We start from the raw sequence: 22682 nt of genomic DNA on the forward strand, positions 1-22682 counted from the left end.
CCCCGAGCCCGTGGTCCGGGGCCCTTGCCACCCGCTCAGCCCACTCAGCCCGCCGCGGCCCGCCCCCGGGGCGGCGCATACACGTCCACCGCGTCCACCGCGTCCACCGGCAGCCCCGGATCGGTCCTCACTTGCCGCAACACCCGGGCGAAGGAGGCGGCGAGCGCCTCCGCCTCGCTCCGCTCGTGGCAGTCGTGGCGGAACTCCAGGGTGAACCGTGGGCCGGCCCCGGCGACGTGGAGCGTCAGCGGGTACGGCGAACCGGTCGAGGGGCGGACGCCCGTGAGGGTGACTCCCGCCGACGTGGTGGTCCCCCGCGGGCCCTCCGGGGTGTCCGGGTCCGGTTCGTGGACGACCAGCGAGTCGAGCGGCGTCGTCCGCCCGGTGTGCCGGCCGAGTTCCCCCGGGCCGTGGTCGGCGTGTCCGTCCAGCGCCGCCAGGAGCTGCGCCACCGTGTCGCCCGGGGCGTAGGAGACCCGCACCGGAACCGTACGGGCGAACAGACCGACCATCTCGTGGACGCCCGGCAGTCCGGCCGGGCGTCCGTGGACGCGTACCCCGAACCGCACGTCACGGCTTCCGCCGAGGCGGGCGAGCAGGATCGCCCACGCCCCTTCGACCAGCGTCTCCGGCGTGAGCCCCAGGTCGGCGGCCCGCCGGGACAGGCCCCGGACGTCGCCCGCCGCCACCTCGACCTCGACCCGGCCGGTCCCGGTCCCGGCCCCGCTCCCGGCGCGGGGAAGGGCGGGCCGGGGCACGACCATCGTCGGGACCACGGCGTCCTCCGGGCCGAGCGAGGCCAGGTAGTCGTCGTAGCGGGGCGCGGGCGGGAGCAGCGACGCGTCGCCGCCCACCCGGTAGAGCCGGACCAGGTCGCTCATCAGCACCGCCGCCGACCGGTCGTCGAACAGCACCGGGTGCGCGGTGACCACCAGCCGCGCGCGCTCCCCGAGGCCGATCAGGGCGAGCCGGACCAGCGGCGGGGCGAGCGGGTCGAACCGGGCCGCGCGTTCCTCGGCGAGGAGCCGCCCGGTCTCCGCGTCCCGGACGGCCTCGTCGGCTGCCACCAGGTCGAGGTACCGCCAGGGCAGCCGTACGTGCTCGGGGACGATCTGGACCGGCACGCCGCCGACCGTCGTGCCGAAGCCCGCGCCCAGGTGGGGGTGGCGCACCGGCAGGGCCCGTCCGGCGGCCCTCATCCGTACGGGATCCACCCGGCCCTCCACCGGGATGACGAACTGCGCCGGCGTCGGCTCGGACCTGGACCGTGCAGGACCGGCCGGGCGCAGGAGCGCAGACTGGACCGGGGACACCGGCCACACCTCGGCCAGCCGTCCGTGGCGCGCCTCCCACTCCTCGATCTCCGCCTGGGTCACCGTCACCAGCGCCGCGTCCGAAGGCGTCAGGCCACCGGCACCCGGCTGCCTCGCGTGCCGGACGAGACCGGTGAGCGCGGTGACCCACAGGCCGGCGAGCTCCGCCACCTCCGCCTCGGACAGCACGCCCGTCGGGAAGTCGAAGGAGGCGGTGAGTTCGGGGCCCGTCGCGCCCTCCGTCGTGCGGACGGCGATCTCCAGGGCCGACGGCGCGGGCGCCCGCCCGTCCGGGCTCGGGGCCGGCTCGCCCCCGTCGATCGCCGGTACCCAGCCCAGGCCCCGCACGGAGACGGGCATGTCGTCGGCGCCGAAGCCGCGCAGGTACCGGAACCCGATCTGTGGCTCGGGGTAGCCGGCCAGCTCGGCGGCCGTCTCCGGGTTGAGGTGGCGCAGCAGCCCGTAACCGATGCCCTCGTCCGGCAGGGCGCGCAGCCGCTCCTTGACGGTCTTCAGGGCGCGTCCGGCGGCGGGTCCACCGGCGAGCGCCTCGTCCGGGTCGATCCCGCCGATGTCGAGGCGGACGGGGAACGCCATGGCGAACCGGCCGACGATCCCGGTCGGGTCGGCGCCCGGTACCAGGTCCTTCGGACGACCGTGACCTTCCACGCGGATCAGGGGGGCGTTCGGCGCGTCACCCCGGCCGCGGCTCCGCTGTGCCAGCGCCACGGCCAGGGCGGTGAGCAGTACGTCCTCCACTCCGCAACGGAAGACGGCGGGGACCGCGGTCAGCACGTCTTCGCCCACGTCGGCCGGGACCCGGACCCGTACCGTCTCCACGGTGGCGGCCACGTCCACGGCCGGGTCGGGTCGGCGGTTGCCGAGGAGGGTGTCCGGGGCGGCCAGGATTTCGCGCCAACCGGCCAGTTCGGCGACCCGGTCCGGGCGGCGCGCCTCCCCTTCCAACGCGTGCGCCCACTGGCGTACGGAGGTTCCCGCGCGGGGCGGCGAGGGGACCCCGCAGCGGGCCCGGGCCCATGCCTCGGCCAGGCCGGGCAGCAGGACGTGCCAGGACGCCGCGTCGGCGACGAGGGGGTGCGCAACGATCAGCAACCGACCGGTGCCGCCCTTGCCGACGGCACTGCGGTCGAACCACACGAACTGGACCATCACCCCGGCGGCCGGGTCCAACCGGTCGGCGGCGGCGTCCAGTTCGGCGGCGATCAGCGCGTCGTCCCAGGGGCCGCCGCACGGGATCCGGCGCACCAGCGAGGCCGGACCGACCAGTCCGGCGGGCTCGATCCGCAGCCCGGTTTCCGGGTCCCGCACCAGTCGGGAGCGCAGCACGTCGTGGCGGTCCAGGATCGCCCCGAGGCTCGCCATCAGGGTGGTCAGGTCGGTTTCGAGCGGGAGTTCGAGCAGTCGCGCCGGTGCGAGCCGGTTCCCGCCTCCGCGGCCCCGGAGTTCCAGGGCTCCCGGGAGCAGCGGCATCCAGTCGTCGCCGTCGCCCTCGGGTTCGGCCGGTCCCGGGATTTCGCGGGCCCGCTCGGCGGCGACCCGTGCCAGGTCGGCCACGGTGCGGTGCTCGAAGATCTCCTTCGGGGTCACCTCGGCTCCCCGGGCGCGGGCCCGGGCGGCGGCCTGGACGGAGCGGACGCTGTCGCCGCCGACCAGGAAGAAGTCGTCGTCGACACCGACCCGTTCCAGCCCGAGCACCTCCCCGACCGCGTCCGCGAGCACCTCCTCCGTGGCGGTGCGCGGGGCGCGGTACGTGTCGCCGGCGAGGTCGGGCGCCGGCAAGGCCGCCCGGTCGAGCGTGCCGTACGGCGTCAGCGGCATCCGGTCCAGGACCGTGAAGGCGGCGGGCACCAGGTGGTCGGGGAGGCGCGCGGAGACGAACCGCCGCAGCTCGGCCCGGTATCCGCCGCCGTGGACGTCCTCGCCACTGTCACCGCCACCGCCGTGGCCGCCGTCAGGGCCGTGGCCGGCGTCGCCGCCGGGTACGACGTAGGCCACAAGGCACGGGCTGCCGCAGCGGCCCTCGCGGGCGACCACCACGGCCTGGGAGACGCCCGGGTGGGCCGTCAGCGCGGCCTCCACCGCACCCGTTTCGACGCGCACCCCCCGCACCGTCACCTGGGCGGCGACGGGACCGAGGTGCTCCAGCCGTCCGTCGACGGTCAGGCGCGCGAGTTCGCCCGTCCCGTACATCCGCCCGCCGGCCGGACCGAAGGGGTCCGCGAGGAACCGCCGCGCCGTGGCTCCGGGCCGCTCGTGGTAGCCCCGGCCCACGGCGCCGCCGATGTGGAGTTCGCCGACCGTGCCCGGCGGTACGGGCGCCAGGCCGGGCCCGAGGACGTACGTCCGTACGCCGCCGTCGATGCCTGAATCGGGGACGCAGAAGGCGTCGGCCCGGCCGTGGGCGTGGATCACCCGCACGCCGGGCGCGTACGCCCGCGCCCGTTCCACCAGGGACGCGGGCAGCGGCTCTCCGCTGAGGACCACCGCTTGTACGCCGGTCAACGCCGGTGCCCGCTCGGCCCGTGCGGCGAACGCGGTCGGGGTCGTACCGATCACCTGGGCGGGCCGACCGCGCCCATCCACCGCCGCCTCGGGGCCGCCGACCCCCGCGACCACTTCGACGCTGCCGCCGGCGCAGAGCGGGGTGAGGATCTCGTAAGCCGACGCGTCGGAGCCGGACGGCGAGGTGCTGAGCATCCGCCGGCCGGCCAGGACGCCGAGGCGCCGGGTCAACCGGCGCACGCCGCCGGCCAGGTTCCGGTGGGTGACGACGACGCCCCCGGGCTCGCCGGGGCCGTACAGCACGCAGGCGAGGTGGTCCGGTCGGGGGGCCGTGGCGCGGACCGGGGCTCCCGGCGCGTCGGCGGGAACGTCCCGCACGCACAGGCGCGGAACATCGTCGGGCCGGCCCGCGGTCGGGGAATCGAAGTCGGAGCCGAAGCCGGAGTCGGAGCCGGAGCCGGAGCCGGAGCCGGAGCCGGAGTCGGAGCCGGAGTCGGAGTCGGTGAGGATCAACCGCGGGCGCGCGTCGGCGAGGACGGCGTCGAAGGGCATCGACCCCGGCCGGTCCGGATCGAGCGGCAGGTAGCCCGCGCCCGCCTTGAGGACGGCGAGCAGGCCGACGACGAGCGCGGAGGTCCGGGGCAGGGCGAGCCCGACGAGGCTCTCGGGGCCGACCCCGCGCCGCACGAGCTCCCGCGCCAACCCGTCGGACCGGGCGTCGAGTTGCCCGTAGGTGAGGAGGGAGCCGTCCGCGTCGAGAACGGCGGTGGCGTCCGGTGTAGCCCGTGCCTGCCGCTCGAAGAGCGCGACGACCGTCTCCTCGGCCGCCGTGGCGGCCGGTTCACCGACCGGGCCCAGTAGCCGTTCGCGCTCCTCGGCGTCGAGGACGTCCACGGCCCCGACCCGGACCTCCGGCTCGGCGACGATCCGGCGCAGCACGCGCAGGTACCGGGCCGCGAGCCGCTCCACCGCGTCGCGGTCGAACAGATCGGTCGCGTAGGTGAGTCGGACCCGCGCGCCCCCGGCCGGGTCGGGGACGACGAGGAAGGACAGGTCGCAGGTGGCGGTCCCGGTGCAGGCGGGTTCGAAGGCGACCCGGAGTCCGGGAACCTCGATCGGGGGCGGTGACGGCTGCCACGCGCACCGCACTTGGAACAGCGGGTGGTAGGCGGTGGAACGCTCGGGGGCGATCAGCTCCACCAGCCGCTCGAACGGCACGTCGTGCAGGTCGTACGCGTTCAGCGCCTTGGTCGCGGCCGTTCCGAGCAGTTCGGAGAAGGAGGGGTTGCGGGTCAGGTCCAGCCGCAGCACCCACGTGTTGACGAAGAATCCGACGAGGTCGGCGAAGGCCTCCTCGGTGCGGTCGGTGGCGGGGCAGCCGATCGTGAGGTCGTCGCCGGCGCCCAGTCGGTGGAGCAGGACGGCCAGGGCGGACTGCATCGCCACGGGCACCGTCGTACGGTGGTCGGCGGCCAGCTTCTCGATGTCGGCCAGCAGCCGCGGATCGACCGTGAACTCGTACAGGTCGCCTCGGTAGCTCGCCGCCGGTGGACGGGGACGGTCGGTGGGCAGCGCCGACGGCTGCGGTACGCCCGCCAACTCCTCGCGCCAGTAGGACACCTGCGCCGCTGCGAGGCTGGCGGGGTCGTTCTCGTCGCCGAGCAGGTCGCGCTGCCACACCGTGTAGTCCTGGTATTGCACGGGCGGTTCGCCGTGCCCCGGGGAGTGCCCCGCGCGCCGCGCCTCGTAGGCGGCGAACAGGTCGCGGGTCAGGGGCCTGCCCGACTCCTCGTCGCAGGCGATGTGGTGGGCCACCAGCACGAGCAGGTGCTCCTCGGGCGAACACCTGAGTACGGTGGCCCTCAGGGGTATCTCCGCCGTGAGGTCGAAGGGGTGGGACACGGCACGCGCCACGGCGGTCGGCACCTCTTCGGGGGCCACGTCGGTGACCGGCACGGTCAGCGGCAAGCCGGCCGGGGGCACGATGCGCTGGAACGCGTCGCCGTGCTCGTCCTCGACGATCAGCGTGCGCAGGCTCTCGTGCCGGGCCACCAGGTCGCGGACGGCCGCTTCGAGCGCGTCGGTGTCGAGTCGGCCCTTCAGGCGCAGGACGAAGGGCACGTTGTAGGTGGCCGAAGGGCCTTGCAGCCGGTGGTGGAACCACAGGCGGCGCTGGGCGAACGACAGCGGGATCATCTGTGGTCCCGGCGGCGGGGTCCGGTGTCCGCTGGTCGGGGGTGCGGATCGCCCGTGGTGCCGATGTCAGTCATCTCGCCCCGTCCCCACGGTCGACCGACCGTGTCCACGTCTCGTCGCGGTGCCTCGCCGGACGCGCCGGGAGGTGCTCGGAAGAACCTTGTGACGGGCAGGTTAGGCAAGGCCGCCGTATCGACCGGCCGAGCGGCGCTCGAACCTCGGACGAGGGCCGCCGGAGAGTGCCTGCAGGGGATACGGGTCCTTCCGCCGGGCGGTCCACGCGAGCAGGGCGTGGCCGACCGCGAGCCAGGTCAGGGGCGTAGAGCCAGCCCCCGAGGACGTCGCTGGGCCAGTACACCCCCAGGTAGATCCGGCTCAGTCCGACGGCTGCCGCCCAGCAGACGGGCAGTACGGCGCCGGTCCGGGCGACGGCGGGACGGGCGACGCGGTACAGGACCCGGCGAGCAGGCCGGCGACGAGGGCGGAGGTGGTGGCGTGGCGACCGCGGCCCCTCGCCGTTCCCGCGCGTCGCGTCCCGCGATCAGTCCGGCCGCCACCGCGCACAGGTAGGGCAGGGGGCCGGTGTCGGTCGCGGTGACGAGGCGGGCGGCGTCGGCGGCCCAGGCCGACCGGTGGCGTACGCACCACACGTGCGGGCTCCGGTCGACGGGGAACGGAGCGCCGTTCCGGGCGGCGACGGCCACCGCGAGGAGGGCGAAGAGCGCGGCGCACACGACGGCCACCCCCGCTCCCACGCCCACCCGGGCCGTCGCCGCCGGTCCGCGCGTCCGCGGTGGGCCGGGGCTTACCTCGGCGCCACCAACGGCCGCAGCCGGGAGGTCCGGGCCCGCTGCACGAGCGGGGCGGCGCGTCGGGCCGCCCGCGTGCTCCAGGGTGACGGTGTGTGCAGGGTGGACAGGGTCAGTGGGAGTGTCCACCCTGCTCGGCCGCGGTGGGGCCGGGCTCGGTCGGGGCGGTCGGGGCGGTCGGGGCGGGAGTCTGCGGAACCGCCTGGCCGCCGGCCGCCGGAGCGCCGCCGGCCGCCGGAGCGCCGCCGCCCGCCGGAGCGCCGCCGGCCTGGACCGTGAACGCGGCGGTGCGGACCGTGCCCTGGTGCCGGAAGTCCAGGAAGAGCCGGTAGGTGCCCGCGCTGGGGGCCGTCGCCGTGAAGGAGACGTCCGGCCCGGGGCCACCGGCGTTGGGGTGGACGTGGAGGTAGGCGAGGTCCCCGTCGCGCAGGGCGACCAAGTGGCCGTAGGCGCCGAGGTAGGGCTCCAGGTCGGTGACCGGCTTGCCGTCCTTGCTGACGGTGAGCCGCAACTCGCCCGCCTTGCCCGGGTCGAGGGCGCCGGCCAGTGCCACCTGGTAGCCGTCCACCTCGGTGGTGGGTGCGACCGGCGGCAGCGGGTCGGGGGTGTACGGGCCCGGGACGGACAGGTCGGCGCCCAGGGTGACGCCCTTCGCGCCGGCGGTGTCCGGGGTGAAGTCGGCGAAGACCTTGTAGGCGCCGGGGGCAGGCAGGTCCACCGGGGTGGACCAGGTGCCGTCCTGCGCGCGGACCGGGTGCAGGTGCCGGTAGACCGTCAGGTCCCGCGAGGCGACGATGAAGTGCAGTTCCTTGCCGTGCTCGGTCTTGAACGCGGTGACCTTGCGGCCCCCGCGGTCCTTGAGGGAGAACGTGACCTCCCCCGGTCCCGGCGCGATACGCGGGGTGTCGAGGGCGAGGGTGTAGCCGCCCTCCGAGATCTGCAGACCCCCGGCGGCCGGCCCCCGGGCCGCCTCCTCGTGGCCCGCGTGCCCGCCCCCCGCGGCGGGCGCCTCGGCCTGCGTCACGTGCGCCGCGTGCTCCGATGACGCCGGGGCACCGACGGGACCCACGCCCTTCCCCACCCCGTACGCGGCTCCGAACGTCGCCGCGAGCACGGCGGCATACGCGGTGATCCTCACTCCGGTGTTCATGACTGCTCTCCCGTACGACGTGGTGCCGCGATCGGCGGTTCGATGCATCTCACCATACCCCTGGGGGGTATCAAGTCAAGCCGGGCAAACGCTTGCGCACGATACGGAGGGGGGGTATACCTGGAACCCCACACAGGGATACCCCCTCAGGGTATACCGACGGACGAAGGAGAGATCCATGTCTTCCTGCTGCACCCCCGACGGCAGCTGCGGCACCGGCGCCGGGGACACGGCCGTCGCCGTCGCCGACAGCACCGCCACCACCTACCGCGTCTCCGGCATGAGCTGCGGCCACTGCCGGACCGCCGTCACCACCTCGGTGAGCGCGCTCGACGGCGTCCTCTCCGTCGACGTCGATGTGGACGGCGGTCTGGTCACCGTGACCACGGCCGGCGCCCCCGATGACGCGGCCGTCGCCGCGGCGATCGACGACGCCGGCTACGAGCTCACCGGCCGGGCCGTCTGACACCCGCCCGACCCGGCCGCCGGGTCCGTCCCTCCGCCCCGAATCATCCGCCCGGGCCGCCGGGCCCCGGCCCCCACCCCGCTCGAACGAGGAGCAGTTCTCATGACCACCACCACACCCGGCGCCGCCCAGGTCGAGCTCGCCATCGGCGGCATGACCTGCGCCTCGTGCGCGGCCCGCATCGAGAAGAAGCTCAACCGCATGGACGGGGTCGAGGCCACCGTCAACTACGCCACCGAGAAGGCGAAGGTCACCTTCGACGCCGACGCCGACATCTCCGTGGCGGACCTGATCGCCACCGTCGAGGCCACCGGCTACACCGCGCGCGAGCCCGTACGGCAACCCGCGAACGGCGGCTCGGAGTCGCCGGCGGAGGAGCTTGACGAACTGCGCCCGCTGCGCCAACGGCTCGTCGCCGCCGTCTCCCTCGCCCTGCCGGTCATCGCGCTGGCCATGGTCCCGGCCTTCCAGTTCGAGTACTGGCAGTGGCTTTCGCTGACCCTGGCCGCGCCCGTGGTCACCTACGCCGCCTGGCCCTTCCACCGCGCCGCGTGGACCAACGCCCGGCACGGCGCCGCCACGATGGACACCCTGATCTCGGTGGGTACGACGGCCGCGTTCCTCTGGTCGCTGTGGGCGCTGTTCTTCGGGACCGCCGGCACGCCCGGAATGACGCACGCCTTCGAGCTCACCATCGCCCGCACCGACGGCGCCGGGAACATCTACCTGGAGGCGGCGGCCGGGGTCACCGCGTTCATCCTGGCCGGCCGGTACTTCGAGGCCCGCTCCAAGCGCAAGGCCGGCGCCGCGCTCAAGGCGCTGCTGGAACTGGGCGCCAAGGAGGTGACGGTGCTGCGCGGGGGCCGCGAGGTCACCGTCCCCACCGCCGAACTCCAGGCGGGAGACCGCTTCCTGGTCCGTCCCGGCGAGAAGATCGCCACCGACGGCACCGTAGTGGAGGGCTCCTCCGCCGTGGACGCCTCCATGCTCACCGGCGAGTCCGTCCCCGTCGAGGTCAGCGTGGGGGACTCCGTCACGGGCGCCACCCTCAACGCGGGCGGACGGCTGGTCGTCGAGGCCACCCGGGTCGGCGCCGACACCCAGCTGGCCCGGATGGCCAAGCTGGTCGAGGACGCCCAGAACGGCAAGGCCGCCGCCCAGCGCCTCGCGGACAAGATCTCCGCCGTGTTCGTCCCGGTCGTCATCGGCCTGGCGCTGGCCACCCTCGGCTTCTGGCTCGGCTCCGGCTCCGGCCTCACCGCCGCGTTCACCGCCGCCGTCGCCGTACTGATCATCGCCTGCCCGTGCGCCCTCGGCCTGGCCACCCCGACCGCGCTGATGGTCGGCACCGGCCGCGGCGCGCAGCTCGGCATCCTGATCAAGGGCCCCGAGGTCCTGGAGACCACGCGCAAGGTCGACACGATCGTCCTGGACAAGACCGGCACCGTCACCACCGGCAAGATGACCCTGCTCGCGGTGCACACCACCGACGGCACCGCCGAGGACGACGTACTGCGACTGGCGGGGGCGCTGGAGCACGCCTCCGAGCACCCGATCGCGCAGGCCGTCGCCTCCGGCGCGGCCGCCCGGGTCGGCGTCCTGCCCACCCCCGAGGACTTCGCCAACATCCCCGGTCTCGGCGTCCAGGGCGTCGTGGACGGGCACGCCGTTCTCGTCGGCCGCGAGAAGCTCCTGACCGAGTGGGCCATGACCCTGCCGGCTCCGCTGGAGCGGGCCAAGGCCGCGGCCGAGGCCGCGGGCCGCACCGCGATCGCCGTCGCCTGGGACGGCGAGGCCCGCGCGGTCCTGGAGGTCGCCGACGCGGTCAAGGACACCAGCGCCGAGGCCATCCGGCGGCTGCGCGCCCTCGGCCTCACCCCGATCCTGCTCACCGGCGACAACAAGGCGGTGGCCGAAGCCGTCGCCGCGGAGGTCGGCATCGACGAGGTCATCGCGGAGGTCATGCCGCAGGACAAGGTCGACGTGGTCAAGCGGCTCCAGTCCGAAGGGCGCAGCGTCGCCATGGTCGGCGACGGAGTCAACGACGCGGCGGCCCTGGCCCAGGCCGATCTGGGCCTGGCCATGGGCACCGGCACGGACGCCGCGATCGAGGCGGGCGACCTGACCCTGGTCCGCGGGGACCTGCGGGCCGCCGCCGACGCCATCCGGCTCGCCCGCAAGACGCTCGGCACCATCCGCTCGAACCTGTTCTGGGCCTTCGCCTACAACGTGGCCGCCCTGCCGCTCGCCGCGGCCGGACTGCTCAACCCGATGATCGCCGGAGCGGCCATGGCCTTCTCCTCCGTCTTCGTCGTCGGCAACAGCCTGCGTCTGCGCGGCTTCCGGGCCGCCGCCAACTGAGGAGTCCCCGTGGCCGGTTACTCAGCACACAAGGAAGACGTCATCAGACGCCTGCGGCGGATCGAGGGCCAGGTCCGCGGTGTGCGGCGGATGGTGGGCGAGGACGTCTACTGCATCGAGGTCCTGACGCAGGTGTCCGCGATCAACGCCGCGCTCCAGTCCTGCGCCGTGGCGCTGCTCGACGAACACCTCGCCTGCTGCGTCACCGACGCCATCGCACGGGGCGGCGACCAGGCGAAGGACAAGGTCGGCGAGGCCACCAAGGCGATCGCCCGACTGATCCGCACCTGATCCGTCCGTCACCGCAACTGCCCTCCCGTGGAGTCCACTTCACCGGAGGGCAGTTCCCGGTTCCCGCTCCGCCCGGCCGCGCCCCTACCCGGCCGGAGTATGCCCCCCCGGGGGAAGGACAGCCCGTACGATGAGCCGCTCGCGAGGGGTGAGGGGCCGAAAGGAATGCGCGTGCGGCGACTGGGAGATCTGGAGGCCGAGATCATGGACCGGCTCTGGCTGTGGCAGCGGCCCGCCTCCGTCCGCGAGGTCGTCGACGACATCAACGGCGGCAGCACGTGTGATCCGCCGCCGACGTAATACGACCTCCCCCGGGACGGCCGGTGCCCGGCTCACAGGCCGTGCTCGTCGAGGAGCCGCATCAGGTTCCGCTTGCGCTTGTGGGCGGCGCGCAGGGCGGTGACGTATGCCGTGAACTCATCTTGGGTGCGCAGGTGCTGATGGCAGGCGCGCATGCCGAGGAGCAGGCTCGTCACCTGCTCGTAGACGGCGTTGCCCGTCTCCTTCAACAGTGGTTCGATCAGGCGCAGGTAGACGCGCAGCGCGTCCGCTGGACGGCCGGCGCGCGTCCGGTCGGCGAGGGTGAGCCACTGCCGGTCGTGGGCACCCGTCTCGGTGGCGGCCTGCCAGGCGGCGTCGACGTCCCCGTCGTCGAGCAGGGCGTCGATCAGCACCGGGCCGTCGTACCGGTACGGCGTGCGCTGTCCGGCGTCGGCGCGCAGCAGGGCGAGGGCGGTGTCGCGCTCCGCGTTCCAGCAGTCGGCGGCCTGCGCCACCGTGCGCAGTTGCTGGTACGTGGTCAGGGTGCGGCGGGCGGCGAAGTGGTCGCGGCGCACGGCGACGGCTTGCGGCAGCCGGCCGGCGCGCGAGTGGCGTTCGCAGAGGTAGTCGATCAAGCCGGTGGCGACGAAGGCAGGGTCCTCGGCCTCCTCGACGCCGCGTTCCGCCCAGCGCAGGGCCTCGTCGGGGCGGCCCGCGGTGTCCAGTTCGCGGGCGATGAGCAGGTGGGTGCTGCCGTCCGGAACGAGGTCGGCCGCGTGGACGGCGACCACCGCGTCCACATCGCCGCCCGCCTTGGCCAAACGCTCCATGAGGTACTTCTCCGCCCAGCCCGTGCGGTTGGCGCGCCATGCCTCGGCCGCGAGCCGCCGTACGGTGGCCATCCCCCGTGCCCCGAGGACGTCCTCGTAGTCGAGCGGGTCGATGCCGGTGAGATCGTCCACGTCACCGAGTACGTGCTCGACCAGCCAGGACGCGAGCTCCTCCGGGTCGGGGCGCGTCGCACGGCACGCGTCCAGATGCGCTTGGGCAAGGTCGGCTCCGACCTCGCCGAGGCACCCGTCGGAGTCATCGACGCTCTCCTGTACGGCGTGCAGGAGACGCATCGCCTCCCGTGAGAGGGCGAGCGCGTCGGCGGGCCGACCGGCGGAGGTCAGGGCGGAGATCGCGGACACGGCCTGCGCGGCCTGGTCGCCGTAGGCGCGGGCATCGGCGTACTCGACGTATCCGTACTGGGCGAACGGGCCGATGTCGAGGAGCTCGCGGACCCGGGCGCGGACCTCGTCGAGATCCCCTCGGGCACTGGCGGCGCGCAACTCCAGGCGGCGGCGCAACTGCGGGTCCTCGTGGAGCTGTTCCCGTACGAGCGCGAGCAAGTCCTCTCTGGACAGCGCGGCCAGCCACGCATCCAGGCCCCGGGCGCGGGTCCGGGCCCGGGTGCGCTGTTTCGGAAGGCTCTCCGCGCGGGAGAGCGCGGTCAGGCCGACCGCGACCAGGTGCTTGCAGAAGTTGCCCTCCAGGCCGTACGGGCAGTCGCACTCCCCCGAGGGCGCGTCGCCCCCGTCGAGCGACAGCTCCACCGCGTAGGGGTGCGTCCCGTGCACGGTGGCGGTGATCCAGCCGTCACCGACCTCGGTGACGGTGACGGCGTCCAGATAGTCCTGGGCCCTGGCGAAGGAGCGCGGGCCGGCGATCGCGCGCAGGCCCCTCTCGGTGAAACCGGTCATCTTCCCATCATTCCTGTTCTCTTCGGCCTCCCTCGACTGCTCGCGATTCCCGATCCGTTCGGAGCGACCCACCCTGTCCGCCGACGGGCTGACGCCGCCGAGCCTTCGCCCCGACACCGGGTCGTCGTCACGCGAGGTCGGCCAGCAGCGCGTCGAGGACCGTCTCCTCCTCGACGCGGACCCCCAGTTCCAAGAGAGCCTGCGCCAAGGCCGGGTCCCAGGGTGCCTCGGCCTGCCGGCCGGCGAGTGGCAGCCCCTCGGGGCCCGCGAGCGCGGCCGCGGCGCGGTAGTCGGCCGCCATGTAGCGCCACGGCCGCCAGGGGACACGGCGCAGCAGTGCGGAGGCGATGCGGAGGCCGCCCCAGTCGAAGTCCCCGTGGTACAGGAGGGCCGCTCCGCCCTCGTGCAGGTGACGCAGGAGGCTGAGCGCCGCGGCGGACGGCTGGCCCTGAAGGCAGACCAGCGGCGCGGCGTGCGGGCCGTGCACATCGGCTGCCGCCGCGAGCACCGCCGGATTCTCGCAGATCCGGACGGCAGGGGCGGACGGGACGGGAGGCAGCCGGATGAGCTGCCGCAGGGTCAGGACGGATGGCTCGCCGGCGTCAGCCATCCAGTCCAGTGCACGGGTACCCCGCAGGTTCAAGGTGAGGACGGTCGAGGACAGTTCGTCGCGCAGCAGGCCGGCCGATGCCCACCCTTCCCGACGCCATTCGGCGCCCGTGCCCTCGGGGAAGCCGGTCAGCGCGCGGATCCCGCCGAGTACGACGGTGGCCAACGGGGCGCCGTCGTCCAGGGCGTGGGCGCCGCCGAGGGTCCGGGCGGCGAAAGCGGGAAGCGAGACGGGAGGGTCCGCGGGGAGGGCGCGGAGGGCGGTGGCGGCTTGGCCGAGCAGGGCCCGAGCCGCGGCAGGATTGCCGGCGAGGCGTCGTACCAGGCCGTCGTCGCGGATTCGGGCGGCCCATGCTGCGAGGGCGGGGATCTCCTGCGCGAGGGCGTCGAGCGGGGCGTACGCGGCCTGCCACGCCCGGTCCTCGGCCTGACGGGTGGGGCCGAGCGGGACGACCGGACCGGTGAGCACGGCCACGGCGGCGGCGAACCCGTCGGGGCTGATGCCCGAGCGGCGCAGGATCGCGTCCACCTCGTCGAGCCGGACGGTCAGGGAGCGCCCACCGCCGGGAGAGCGGCCCAGCAGCCGCTCGGCCGCCACCCGTTGGGCCGCCGTCGGCGCACTGAGGGCGACCGGGCCGGTGAGGGGCTGCTCGCGCTCCAGACGTCGGCGTGCCCGGTCTACCAGCCAGTGGAGTTCGGGGCCGCCCAGCAGGCGGCGCAGCCGGTCGGCATCGACCGGGGCCGCATCAACGCGACCCGCATCAACGCGGACGGCATCGTCCAGCTCCGCCCCGAGCGGGCCGGCGTCGGATGTCAGGTCCACAAAGGCTCCGCTCCCACCGCTTCATCCCGCGGGGCCGACTCCGGGGTCTGCGACCGCACCGGGTCCTCTCGGCGCAGCCGCCGCGCGCCGTCCCATTCCCAGCGGGTGACGAGTACCGCCGCCACCTCGTCGATCCGCGAAAGCTGGGCGATCGCGATCCCGGGCACCTGCGGATAGCAGGCCCACTCCCGTTCGCTCGTCATCACCACGTCCAGGTCGAACGCGTGCAGCAGGCCGAGGCACTTGGCACGCGAGTCGTCGTCCACGCCCGCGAACGCCTCGTCGAGGGTGACCAGACGGGGCGCGTACGGGCTGCCCGCGCTCGCGTAGTGCGAGGAGGCGGCGGCGAACAACGGCACGGACACGGCGAGGACCCGCTCGCCGCCGGAGGCCGGCCCGGTGGCGGGGACCCAGCGGCCGTGCTGGTGCCGCTCGACCCCGAATTCGTGCCAGGAGCGGTAGTCGAGCGCGGCAGTGAGGTGTTCGAGCCAGCTGCCGGACGTGTCGTCCACCTGTTGCCGCGAGATCTGCGCCTGGAGGAACTCGCCCACCGCCGCCCGGTCCTCCGGGGTCCAGGCGTCGGCGGACTGGCGCAGCCGCTCACGGGCCGCAGCCAGGCCGGAGGGTGCCTTGCGGGAGGCCCGCCAGACCAGCCGCAGCTTCATACCGGTGGAAGTGGGGCGGTCCTCCAGCTCGGCGTTCATGCCGCGCACCTGTCGTTCGGCGGCCCCGATGAGTTCCTGGAGGGTGCCCGCGACCTCGGTGATCAGGTGGGTTTCGAGGATCTCCCGTTCATGGGCCGACAGGATGCGGGTGAGTTCGCCGACCTCCGCCGTGAGTGCCTCGGCGAGTTCGGGTACGGCACGTTCCCGGCCCTGGTAGACGATGTCCACCACCACGCCGTCCTCCACCATCCGGGCGGAGGCGGTGTGTCCGTGCCGGGACAGGGTGTCCTGCAGGGTCTTGAGTTCCTCGCTCAGCCGACGCTGTACGCGTTCCCAGGCGCCGTCCGAGTCATCGGTCGACCCCAGCCCCGACTCGATGGCACGGGCGAGCGCGATGGCGGGCGTAGCCGCCCAGGGACCGTCGCCCGGGGCCGGAATCTGGAGATCCGGCAGGGCGACGGTGATCAGACCGGTGGCGGTGAACCGCTGGAGTCCCGCGATGGCCTCCTCACGCGCCTCGGCCGCTTTCGCGAGGCCCTTCTCCAACTGCTCGATGCGGCCCTCGGCCTTGCTCGCCTCCCGGTCGGCCTCGCCATGGCGCTGCCGGGTGGTCCTCTGGTCCGTCTCGCAGACGCGCAGGGCTTCGGCGGTCTCGCTGAGCCGTCGTTCGAGTTCGGCGACGGCCGCGCCGACAGTGGAGCGCAGTGTGGTGTGGCGCTCGTCCGCTGCCGCCGCCTCGCGCCCGGCCTCATCGGCGCGCAGTGCGAGTTCGGCGGTCCGCTCCCCCGCCTGCGCGGCCTCGGCGCGTTCCTCCTCCGCCCGGCGGACCGCCTCGCCGCGTTCGCGCAGGGTCGGCCACAGGGCGGCCAAGGCCACGGCGAGCCGGCCGTGGGCCTGCCGTACCTCGGCAAGGCCGGCCCGGTCGGCGGGCAGGCCCAGTTCACCGGCGGTCTCGGCGAGTTCGGTGGCGGCTCGTTCGGCCCGCTCGGCCGCCTCCACGAGCTCGGCGGCGCGCTCCTCGCGCCGCCGGCGAGTCCGGCGCACCGACTCGACGGCAGCGGTCACCTGGGCGTGCGCTCGGGTGAGGGGGCTTTCGTCGGGTACGCCGGCCAGCTCGGCGTCGAGGGTGCGGCGGCGCTCGGCCACCTCCTCGGACTGCGCCGCGACCGCCTCCGACTCCTGCCGGAGCAGGTCGAGTTCGGCACGCAGAGTGGCGAGACGGGATCGCCGCGCCGCTTCTCGCGCCCCTTCGCCGATGTACTCGGCGGCGGGCTTGGCCCAGCGGCCGGTGAGGGCGCCGACGCGGAAGCGCCCGTCCGACCCCACCCAGGTGCCCGCTCCGCCGTCCCCTCCCGCGCCGATGGCGGCGAGCAGCCGCGCCACCGTGGCCTCGCCCACCGCCGCGGCCCGCGCATCGCCGCCGTCCACGGCCGGGCGCAGCAGCCCCCTGAGCGAGGGCCCTGCCACCGGCCCGGTCGTCGGGGCGAGGAGTACGTCGTACCCGTCCGCGGCGAGGGCGGAGCCGTCGGGAAGCACCCATGCGTCGAGCAGCCCGGAGGCTTCCAACGCCGCCTCCAGTCCGGCGCGTTCCTGTTCCGGGAGGCCGTCGTGGAAGTCCACCAGCCGCCACAGCGGTGCGCCGGAAAACCTCTCGCGCAGGCCGGGCGTGCGGGTAGCCGGTGGCTGGGGGCCACGTCGGCCGCCCGCCTCCAGCGCGGTGATCTCCGCGCGGACCCGGCCGATGCGTTCTGCCAGCTCCGTGGTCCGGCGTGCCGCATCGGCCGCCTCGTCGGCCAGCTGCGCCGAGGCCGCGCTGTGGGCTCGTGCCGCGTGCACGCGGGCCGGGTAGGGCCCGTCGAGGTGACGCGTCCACTCCTGGAGTTCATCGAGCAGGCCGGCCGGGTCGGGGCAGGTCAGCTGGGTCCAGGCGCGCGCGTGTTCTCGTACGTCGTCCAGCAGGACCTGCCCTGCCCGTTCGGCGACTTCCTCGGCCTGCCCCTGCGCCGCGGCGGTCTGGTCGAGGTCGGCATCCGCCTCGTCGAGGCGGATGGATGCCTGCCGCTGCTCCTGGGCCGCCCGCTCAGCCGTCTCCGCGAGGTCCTCCGCGTGAGCGAGCGCACGATGCCCACGGTCCGTCGATTGCTCCGCCGCGCGCCGCAGTTCGGGCTCCGGCAGCCTGTCATCCTCCGGCAGGTCGATCCGTGCGGCAGCGGCTGCCTCCCGTGCTGTGCGGAAGGTGTCCTCGGCCAGCCGGTCGGCGGCGTGCAGCCGGTTGTCGGCTGCGCCGAGCCGCCCGAGTGCCCGGGTGTGCAGTCCTGCGGCCTGATCCCTGTCGTTGCAGGCCCTCTCCAGGGCGCGGCCGGTCCGCTCCGCCTCCTTCGCTGCCTGCTCCAGCTCCCGGGCGCTGCGCATTTCGGGGCCTTCGCGCAGGGCCGCGTCCTGGGCCCGCAGCCGCGCCTGGGTTTCTTCCAGGGCGGCGATCCGTTCCTCTGCCGCCGCCCGTTCCTCCTGGGCACGGGTCTGCTGGGCCTGCGCCTCGGCGAGGTCCCGTTGAAGGTGCTCGTAGCGGGAGTGCTCGCCGCGCGGGAGGCGGGCGCGCCGGCGGGTGGCGATCCGGGCGTAGCGCCGGTAGTGGTCCAGGAAGGTGGTGGCGGCCCGCTCGGCGGCGGAGGCGGCCGCCAGTTCCTCCTTCTCCTCGTCCAAGGAGCGGAATGCCTCCGCCACGTCCGCGATGACCGCCTGGTCCATGGGCGGCAGGGCCTCGGTGAGGGCCCGCGACAGCGCTGCCTCATTGGGGCGCTTGGACAGCTGGGGCTGGCGCAGCTGGATGAGCAGGTCGACCAGGGCGCCGTACCGCTGCTCACCGAGTCCGAAGAGCGCCTCGTCAACGGCCCTGCGGTAGGTCTTGGCCTGGTCGTAGACCATGCCGTGCCCGGCGACGGCCTCGGCGAGCCGGTCCCTGGACAGGGCCGTGCCGGTGGCGTCGAGCAGGCTGAGGGACGTCTGGGCGGCGGCTGCGGGTCCGTGGTCGACGCGCTGGCTGGTGAGCGCGTACCAGTGGCGGGCGATGCCCCGCCCGCTGACCGCCTTGAGTCCGCAGAGCAGGGTACGGAAATGCCGCTCGCCGCTGGTCTCGTCGAGCCTGCCGAACTCGATCCAGGTGTAACCGAGCCGCTCGGAGTGCGGATGCTCGCCACCGAGGAGCAGGTTCCACTCCATCCTCTTGCCCGGGTCGCCGTCGGGTTCGACGCGGCGTGAGCTGAGGTCCCCGTCGAGCAGGAAGGGCAGGGTCAGCGCGAGCACTTTGGACTTGCCGGTGCCGTTGTTCCCTCGCAGGAGCAGCCGCCCGTCCCTGAATCGGAATTCCTCCACGTCGTAGTGGAAGAGGTCGACGAGTCCGATACGAAGGGGCTGCCAACGGGAGCGCAGGGGATCGGGGAGGCGGGTCACGGCTTGCCGGCCTTTCGCTGCGAGGGCATACGTGGGGGACTACCGGGTTCGCGGACGACGGCCTCGCCGACCGCGTACCGGGCCAGGGCCGGGCGCGGCGCCACGCCGTCGGCCGTACGAAAGACCAGCCCGAGGGCGGCGAGCCGGGTGACGGCCTGTTCCACGAGCTCGGCTTCCATGCCCGGCTCCCGTGCGGACTTGGCCCAGAATCCGCCGTGCTCGGCGGCGAGCTCCCGGACTCGGAGCGCCAGCCGGTCGGTGGTGACAGGGCCTCCCACGGCGGCCAGATACTCGGCGAGCAGCAGTGTGACGTGACCGTGGGTTCCCTGCTCCGGCATCCGGACGTCGGTGAGGTCGTCGTCCGGGTCGACCATCGCGATGCCTTCCGCGCGCACCTCGGGAACCAGTCCGGTCAGCTCGGAGATGCGGGCGGTGAGGAAGCCCCGCTGTCGGGTGAGGTAGCCGAGCTCGGCGTCGGTCAGCTCGTCGTAGTACAGGACCGGGTCGTCCAGGAGCCTGCGGGTCAGCGAGCGCCGGATCGCGCGGAAGCGCAGTTCGTCGCTGTCCAGGGCCGTCTCGGCGACGAGTTCGGCGAGGCGGTCCGGATGAGTCTCGGCGTGCACGGTGGAGGGGCCGCGGCGCGCGGCGAGCAGCCCGGCCAGCACTCGCCGTTCGACGTCGTACAGAACATCGCCCGCTCCGCTGACGTACGCCTCTTCGTCGCCGGCCACCCGCCGGAGCACACCCAGGTTGAGCAGGAGCCGTACCACGGCCGCGAGGTCGAGACGCTCTTCGCGGCGGTCCAGGGTGAACCGGATGCCCGCCCGGACGAGGTGCGGGTCGGCGGCGTCGAGGACGACCTGGGCGGCGAGCCGGCCGAGGGCGATCTGGGCCTCGCCACGTTCGAGGGCGGCGAGGGCCAGGCACAACAGCACGTAGCGGCGCCGCGTGAAGGGTGCGGCCGCGCGGGTCGCCTCACGCGCGGGGTGCGTGGGATCGCTGAGAACGCCGGGTATCTTCCGCAGGCGAGCGGCTTCGGCGTCCGTCTGGAGGGACCAGCCGGTGTTTCGGTCGAACCATTCGCGCAGTTCGGATGCGTGTCGGCGGACGAGGCGAAACTCGTCGGCGTACCGGCCGCGGGCGAGCAGGAGAGGCTGTTTGAGCAGGGCGCGAGCCGCCTTGCGGAGATCGGCCGCATGCTGGCCGTCGAGTACCTCGGCAAGCGGAGTGCTGGTCACCGCGCCTCGCCTCCATCCGTCAGATCGATGATCTCGATGAGGTGGTCGGGACCGCGGAAGACCCCTCCCGACGTTCTGATCTCTGCCGTGCCGCCGGCGGCGAGCGCGCTGAGCCGGATCTCCATGGAGCCGTCGTTGCTGGTGGCCAAGGTGTGGCGCATACCGGGCCGCCAAGTGGCCAGCGCGTCGCCGAGCAGTTGGAGGAAGAGCCCGAAGGACGCGGGGTCGAGCTCGCCGAGTCCGGAGAGCCGGGTGACTCCGTCGGTGACGAGCCGGGCGCGTGCCGCCGCGATCTCCGCGGCCTGCTTGGCGGCCACCTCCCCGAGTCTGCGGCGCGCCCCCTCCCGGTCCTCGACCTTGCGCGGCTTGCCGCGCCGCTCATAGCTGCCGGTGCGGCGCAGTTGGGGACTGATCCGCAGCGGCTCCGCCGCCGCCCACGACGTGGCAGCGGGGACGGGCCGGGCCGCGCGGGCGGCCAAGGTCTCGGCGTCAACGGTGAGGTGCCGCGCGGGGTAAAGCCCGAAGGCGGTGCGCCACAGCCGGTGCCGGGCGTCGTCGTCGGGGGTCTCGGCGAACCAGCGGGCCAGGGTGCGGAAGTCGGCCGACCGGTCGGAGCGCCCGGCCCTGCGCTCGCTCAGCGACCGGACGACAGCGAGGAGCTGGGGGATCGCGCCGAGGGCCCGCCCGCGCAGGAGTCGGGCCTGCGACTCGCGTCCCTCGCGGCTGATGAACCAGGCGGCGAGTCCGGTCCAGCGCCCCGACCAGCGCTGGTACGCCTCCCGCTCGGCGTGCTCGGCCTCGTCCGGCGAGGCGTCGGCCGCCTCACGTGCTGCGGCGGCCCTCAGCAACGGCTCGATGCCGCCGGCGTCTTCCAGCTCCAGGATCAGCCGGGCGATGCGGCCACCGAGGGTGATCAGGTCCTGGATGAACCGCTCCAGGTACTGGATGAGCCGGTCCTTGTAGGCGAGGAAGACTTCCTCTTCGACATCATGGAGGTCGATGGTCCGCTGCAGGGACCCCATGAAGGCGCCGGCGTTGTCGGCGAGGGCGGCGAACCGGCTGGCCAGCGTGTCAAGAGCCAGGTGGACTTTGGCCTGATCCGGCTGTTCCTCGGCTGCCAGCACGAGGAGGGCCCGCAACTGGGTGACGATGTCGTGCAGGGCGACGGCCTGGAGGGCGCCCCGCCGCCCGAGCGCCTCGTCGTAGACGCCCAATGCTTCCTCGGCCGCTTCTCCGGCCCGGGTGAGCTGGTAGATGAACCGCTTCCGGTAGAAGTCCTCGACGGCGGTGACGCGGGCGGTGTCCGGGTCGGCGCGAAGGTTGCCCCAGCCGACGAGGCTGTCCAGCGCCTTGACCACGACCTCCAGCTCAGCGGGTCGCCCGTCGGCCGGCAGGGCGGCGTGTACGTCCTCGGGGCGCAGATGTACGGCGAACCGCTCCTTGGCGATCACGAACGCGCGCATCACCTGACGGTAGAGACCTGTGTTCTGCACGCCGAGGTGGGCGAAGGGGCTGTACCCGTCCGGTCGAGGCTCCGGGGCGGTGGTGATGGTCATCGCCGCCCATTGTTTCGCAGCGGACAGCCTTGCGGACAGTGGTGCAAGCAGTTGGCTGCTTCACACCGCCGTCTGACCGTGTGTGCCCACTCGTGCACGGGCCTGCGGCCGCCTCGTTCCCCCTGAGTCATCTTACGAGCGGGCCAACACGTCGCGAGGGATCTCCTTCAGGTGCCCCGGTTCCCTCTCTCCTGCATATACGAAGTGCAGATCATGACGCGCCCGAGTGGACATCACGTAGTAGGCCATACGCAGTTCCGCGGAGGTGGGATCCGTTCCTGCGTCGGTCTCCGTGTCAGGCACCACGACCGTGTCGAACTGGAGCCCCTTGGCACTTGCGCGGTGGACGATGACGATGCCGGGGCGCGACAGGTCGAGTGTCCGGTACCGGCCCGCCGTAGCTTGCGCCGTGTACATCTGTGGCCTGAGCCGCGGGGCTTTGTGTTCCAGCCGAGTGAGGAGTTCGAACTGGGCTTGAGTGGAGTGCACCACCACGCCGATGCTACGAGCGGGCCGGCTCTCGGCGAGACCGATCAGCAAGTCCGCGACCGCTCCCTGGTGCGAGAGCGAGTGCAGTTGGGGCACGGGGCCGTCCCGCTCTGGTAGCGCGGGTGCGCGGGGACCCGTGTGGAACCAAGCCCCCAGCTCGGCGGTCTGCCGGGTGGTGCGGTAGTTGGCGTCGAGCTCGTGGAGGGAGCACTTGCCCAGGCCCTGCGCGATCTCCATCAGTGTGGAGTTCGTCTCGGTCAGCCTCTGGCATTCGTCGGCGAAGACTGTAGTGCGGGATCCGAGTATCCGGCTCAGACGGTAAAAGGCGGGGGGCATATCCTGCCCTTCATCGACCACCAGCGTCAGCGGATCGCCGGGCTCCGCGAGCGCGGCCCGCTCATAGAAGGCCGACCAGTCGTACCAGCCGTCATCGGAGCGTGGGGTGTCCGGGCCGTACCACCGGGCGAGCCAGGAGTGGGCGGTCTCCACCGTGACGGCCGCACTGCCGGAGCACAGTGCGGACACCATCGGCGCCAAGGACTGCCGCAGAAGGTTGGAGCGGGTCAGCAGGACCGCCGGCGTACCGGTGAGGGCAAGCATGACGGCCCGCTGCGCGGCCAGCACGCTCTTTCCGCTCCCCGGAGGCCCGTTGATCACGTGGTTCCCGTCGAAGGGCAGTCCGTCGAGCAGCGCCCGCTGGGCGGGTGTGAGGTCCAGGTAGGTGAGAGTCACGGCTG

The 22682-nt window shown here is 73.8% G+C and carries 12 protein-coding genes and 1 pseudogene; 4 read left to right on the forward strand and 9 right to left on the reverse strand.

What is annotated here, in order from left to right:
• Positions 1-44 precede the first annotated feature (44 nt).
• The 3 genes from ABZ934_RS04825 to ABZ934_RS04835 form a co-directional block, all read right to left on the reverse strand.
• Entirely contained in the window at positions 45-6032 is a 5988-nt protein-coding gene (locus tag ABZ934_RS04825; RefSeq protein WP_361308487.1) for a condensation domain-containing protein, read from the reverse strand.
• Positions 6033-6102: 70 nt separating this feature from the next.
• Positions 6103-6486 (reverse strand): phosphatase PAP2 family protein, encoded by a 384-nt coding sequence (locus ABZ934_RS04830; RefSeq protein ID WP_361308741.1) that lies wholly within the window; start codon positions 6484-6486, stop codon positions 6103-6105.
• Between the two features lie 467 nt (positions 6487-6953).
• Positions 6954-7991: a hypothetical protein gene (locus ABZ934_RS04835; protein WP_361308489.1), complete on the reverse strand. Its 1038-nt coding sequence runs from the start codon at positions 7989-7991 to the stop codon at positions 6954-6956.
• A gap of 178 nt (positions 7992-8169) precedes the next feature.
• Here ABZ934_RS04835 and ABZ934_RS04840 point away from each other — a divergent pair, with 178 nt between their 5' ends.
• The 4 genes and pseudogenes from ABZ934_RS04840 to ABZ934_RS04855 all read left to right on the forward strand — a co-directional run.
• A complete protein-coding gene (locus ABZ934_RS04840; RefSeq protein ID WP_361308491.1) occupies positions 8170-8457 on the forward strand; it encodes a cation transporter in 288 nt (95 codons plus the stop codon).
• Positions 8458-8559: 102 nt separating this feature from the next.
• Positions 8560-10818: a heavy metal translocating P-type ATPase gene (locus ABZ934_RS04845; RefSeq protein ID WP_361308493.1), complete on the forward strand. Its 2259-nt coding sequence runs from the start codon at positions 8560-8562 to the stop codon at positions 10816-10818.
• Positions 10819-10827: 9 nt separating this feature from the next.
• Entirely contained in the window at positions 10828-11109 is a 282-nt protein-coding gene (locus tag ABZ934_RS04850; RefSeq protein WP_361308495.1) for a metal-sensitive transcriptional regulator, read from the forward strand.
• Between the two features lie 171 nt (positions 11110-11280).
• Positions 11281-11376 (forward strand): annotated as a pseudogene (locus tag ABZ934_RS04855) (BlaI/MecI/CopY family transcriptional regulator); the annotation flags it as partial.
• A gap of 65 nt (positions 11377-11441) precedes the next feature.
• On the opposite strand, the gene ABZ934_RS04860 reads toward ABZ934_RS04855, so the two are convergent.
• The 6 genes from ABZ934_RS04860 to ABZ934_RS04885 form a co-directional block, all read right to left on the reverse strand.
• The gene (locus ABZ934_RS04860) at positions 11442-13115 is read right to left on the reverse strand and encodes a hypothetical protein (protein ID WP_361308497.1); all 1674 of its coding nucleotides are present in this window, start codon (positions 13113-13115) and stop codon (positions 11442-11444) included.
• A gap of 127 nt (positions 13116-13242) precedes the next feature.
• Positions 13243-14547 carry a TIGR02679 family protein gene (locus ABZ934_RS04865; protein WP_361308499.1) on the reverse strand — a complete coding sequence of 435 codons (1305 nt, stop codon included), beginning with the start codon at positions 14545-14547 and terminating at the stop codon, positions 13243-13245.
• Entirely contained in the window at positions 14538-18662 is a 4125-nt protein-coding gene (locus tag ABZ934_RS04870; protein WP_361308501.1) for a TIGR02680 family protein, read from the reverse strand. Before ABZ934_RS04870 ends, ABZ934_RS04865 begins: the two co-directional genes overlap by 10 nt.
• Complete coding sequence (locus tag ABZ934_RS04875) at positions 18659-19900, reverse strand: TIGR02678 family protein (RefSeq protein ID WP_361308503.1); 1242 nt, start codon at positions 19898-19900, stop codon at positions 18659-18661. Before ABZ934_RS04875 ends, ABZ934_RS04870 begins: the two co-directional genes overlap by 4 nt.
• Complete coding sequence (locus ABZ934_RS04880; RefSeq protein WP_361308505.1) at positions 19897-21456, reverse strand: TIGR02677 family protein; 1560 nt, start codon at positions 21454-21456, stop codon at positions 19897-19899. Before ABZ934_RS04880 ends, ABZ934_RS04875 begins: the two co-directional genes overlap by 4 nt.
• A 132-nt stretch (positions 21457-21588) precedes the next feature.
• Entirely contained in the window at positions 21589-22677 is a 1089-nt protein-coding gene (locus ABZ934_RS04885) for a DNA helicase (protein WP_361308507.1), read from the reverse strand.
• Positions 22678-22682: the final 5 nt, after the last annotated feature.

Source organism: Streptomyces sp. NPDC046557, from assembly GCF_040645975.1.
GTDB lineage: Bacteria > Actinomycetota > Actinomycetes > Streptomycetales > Streptomycetaceae > Streptomyces.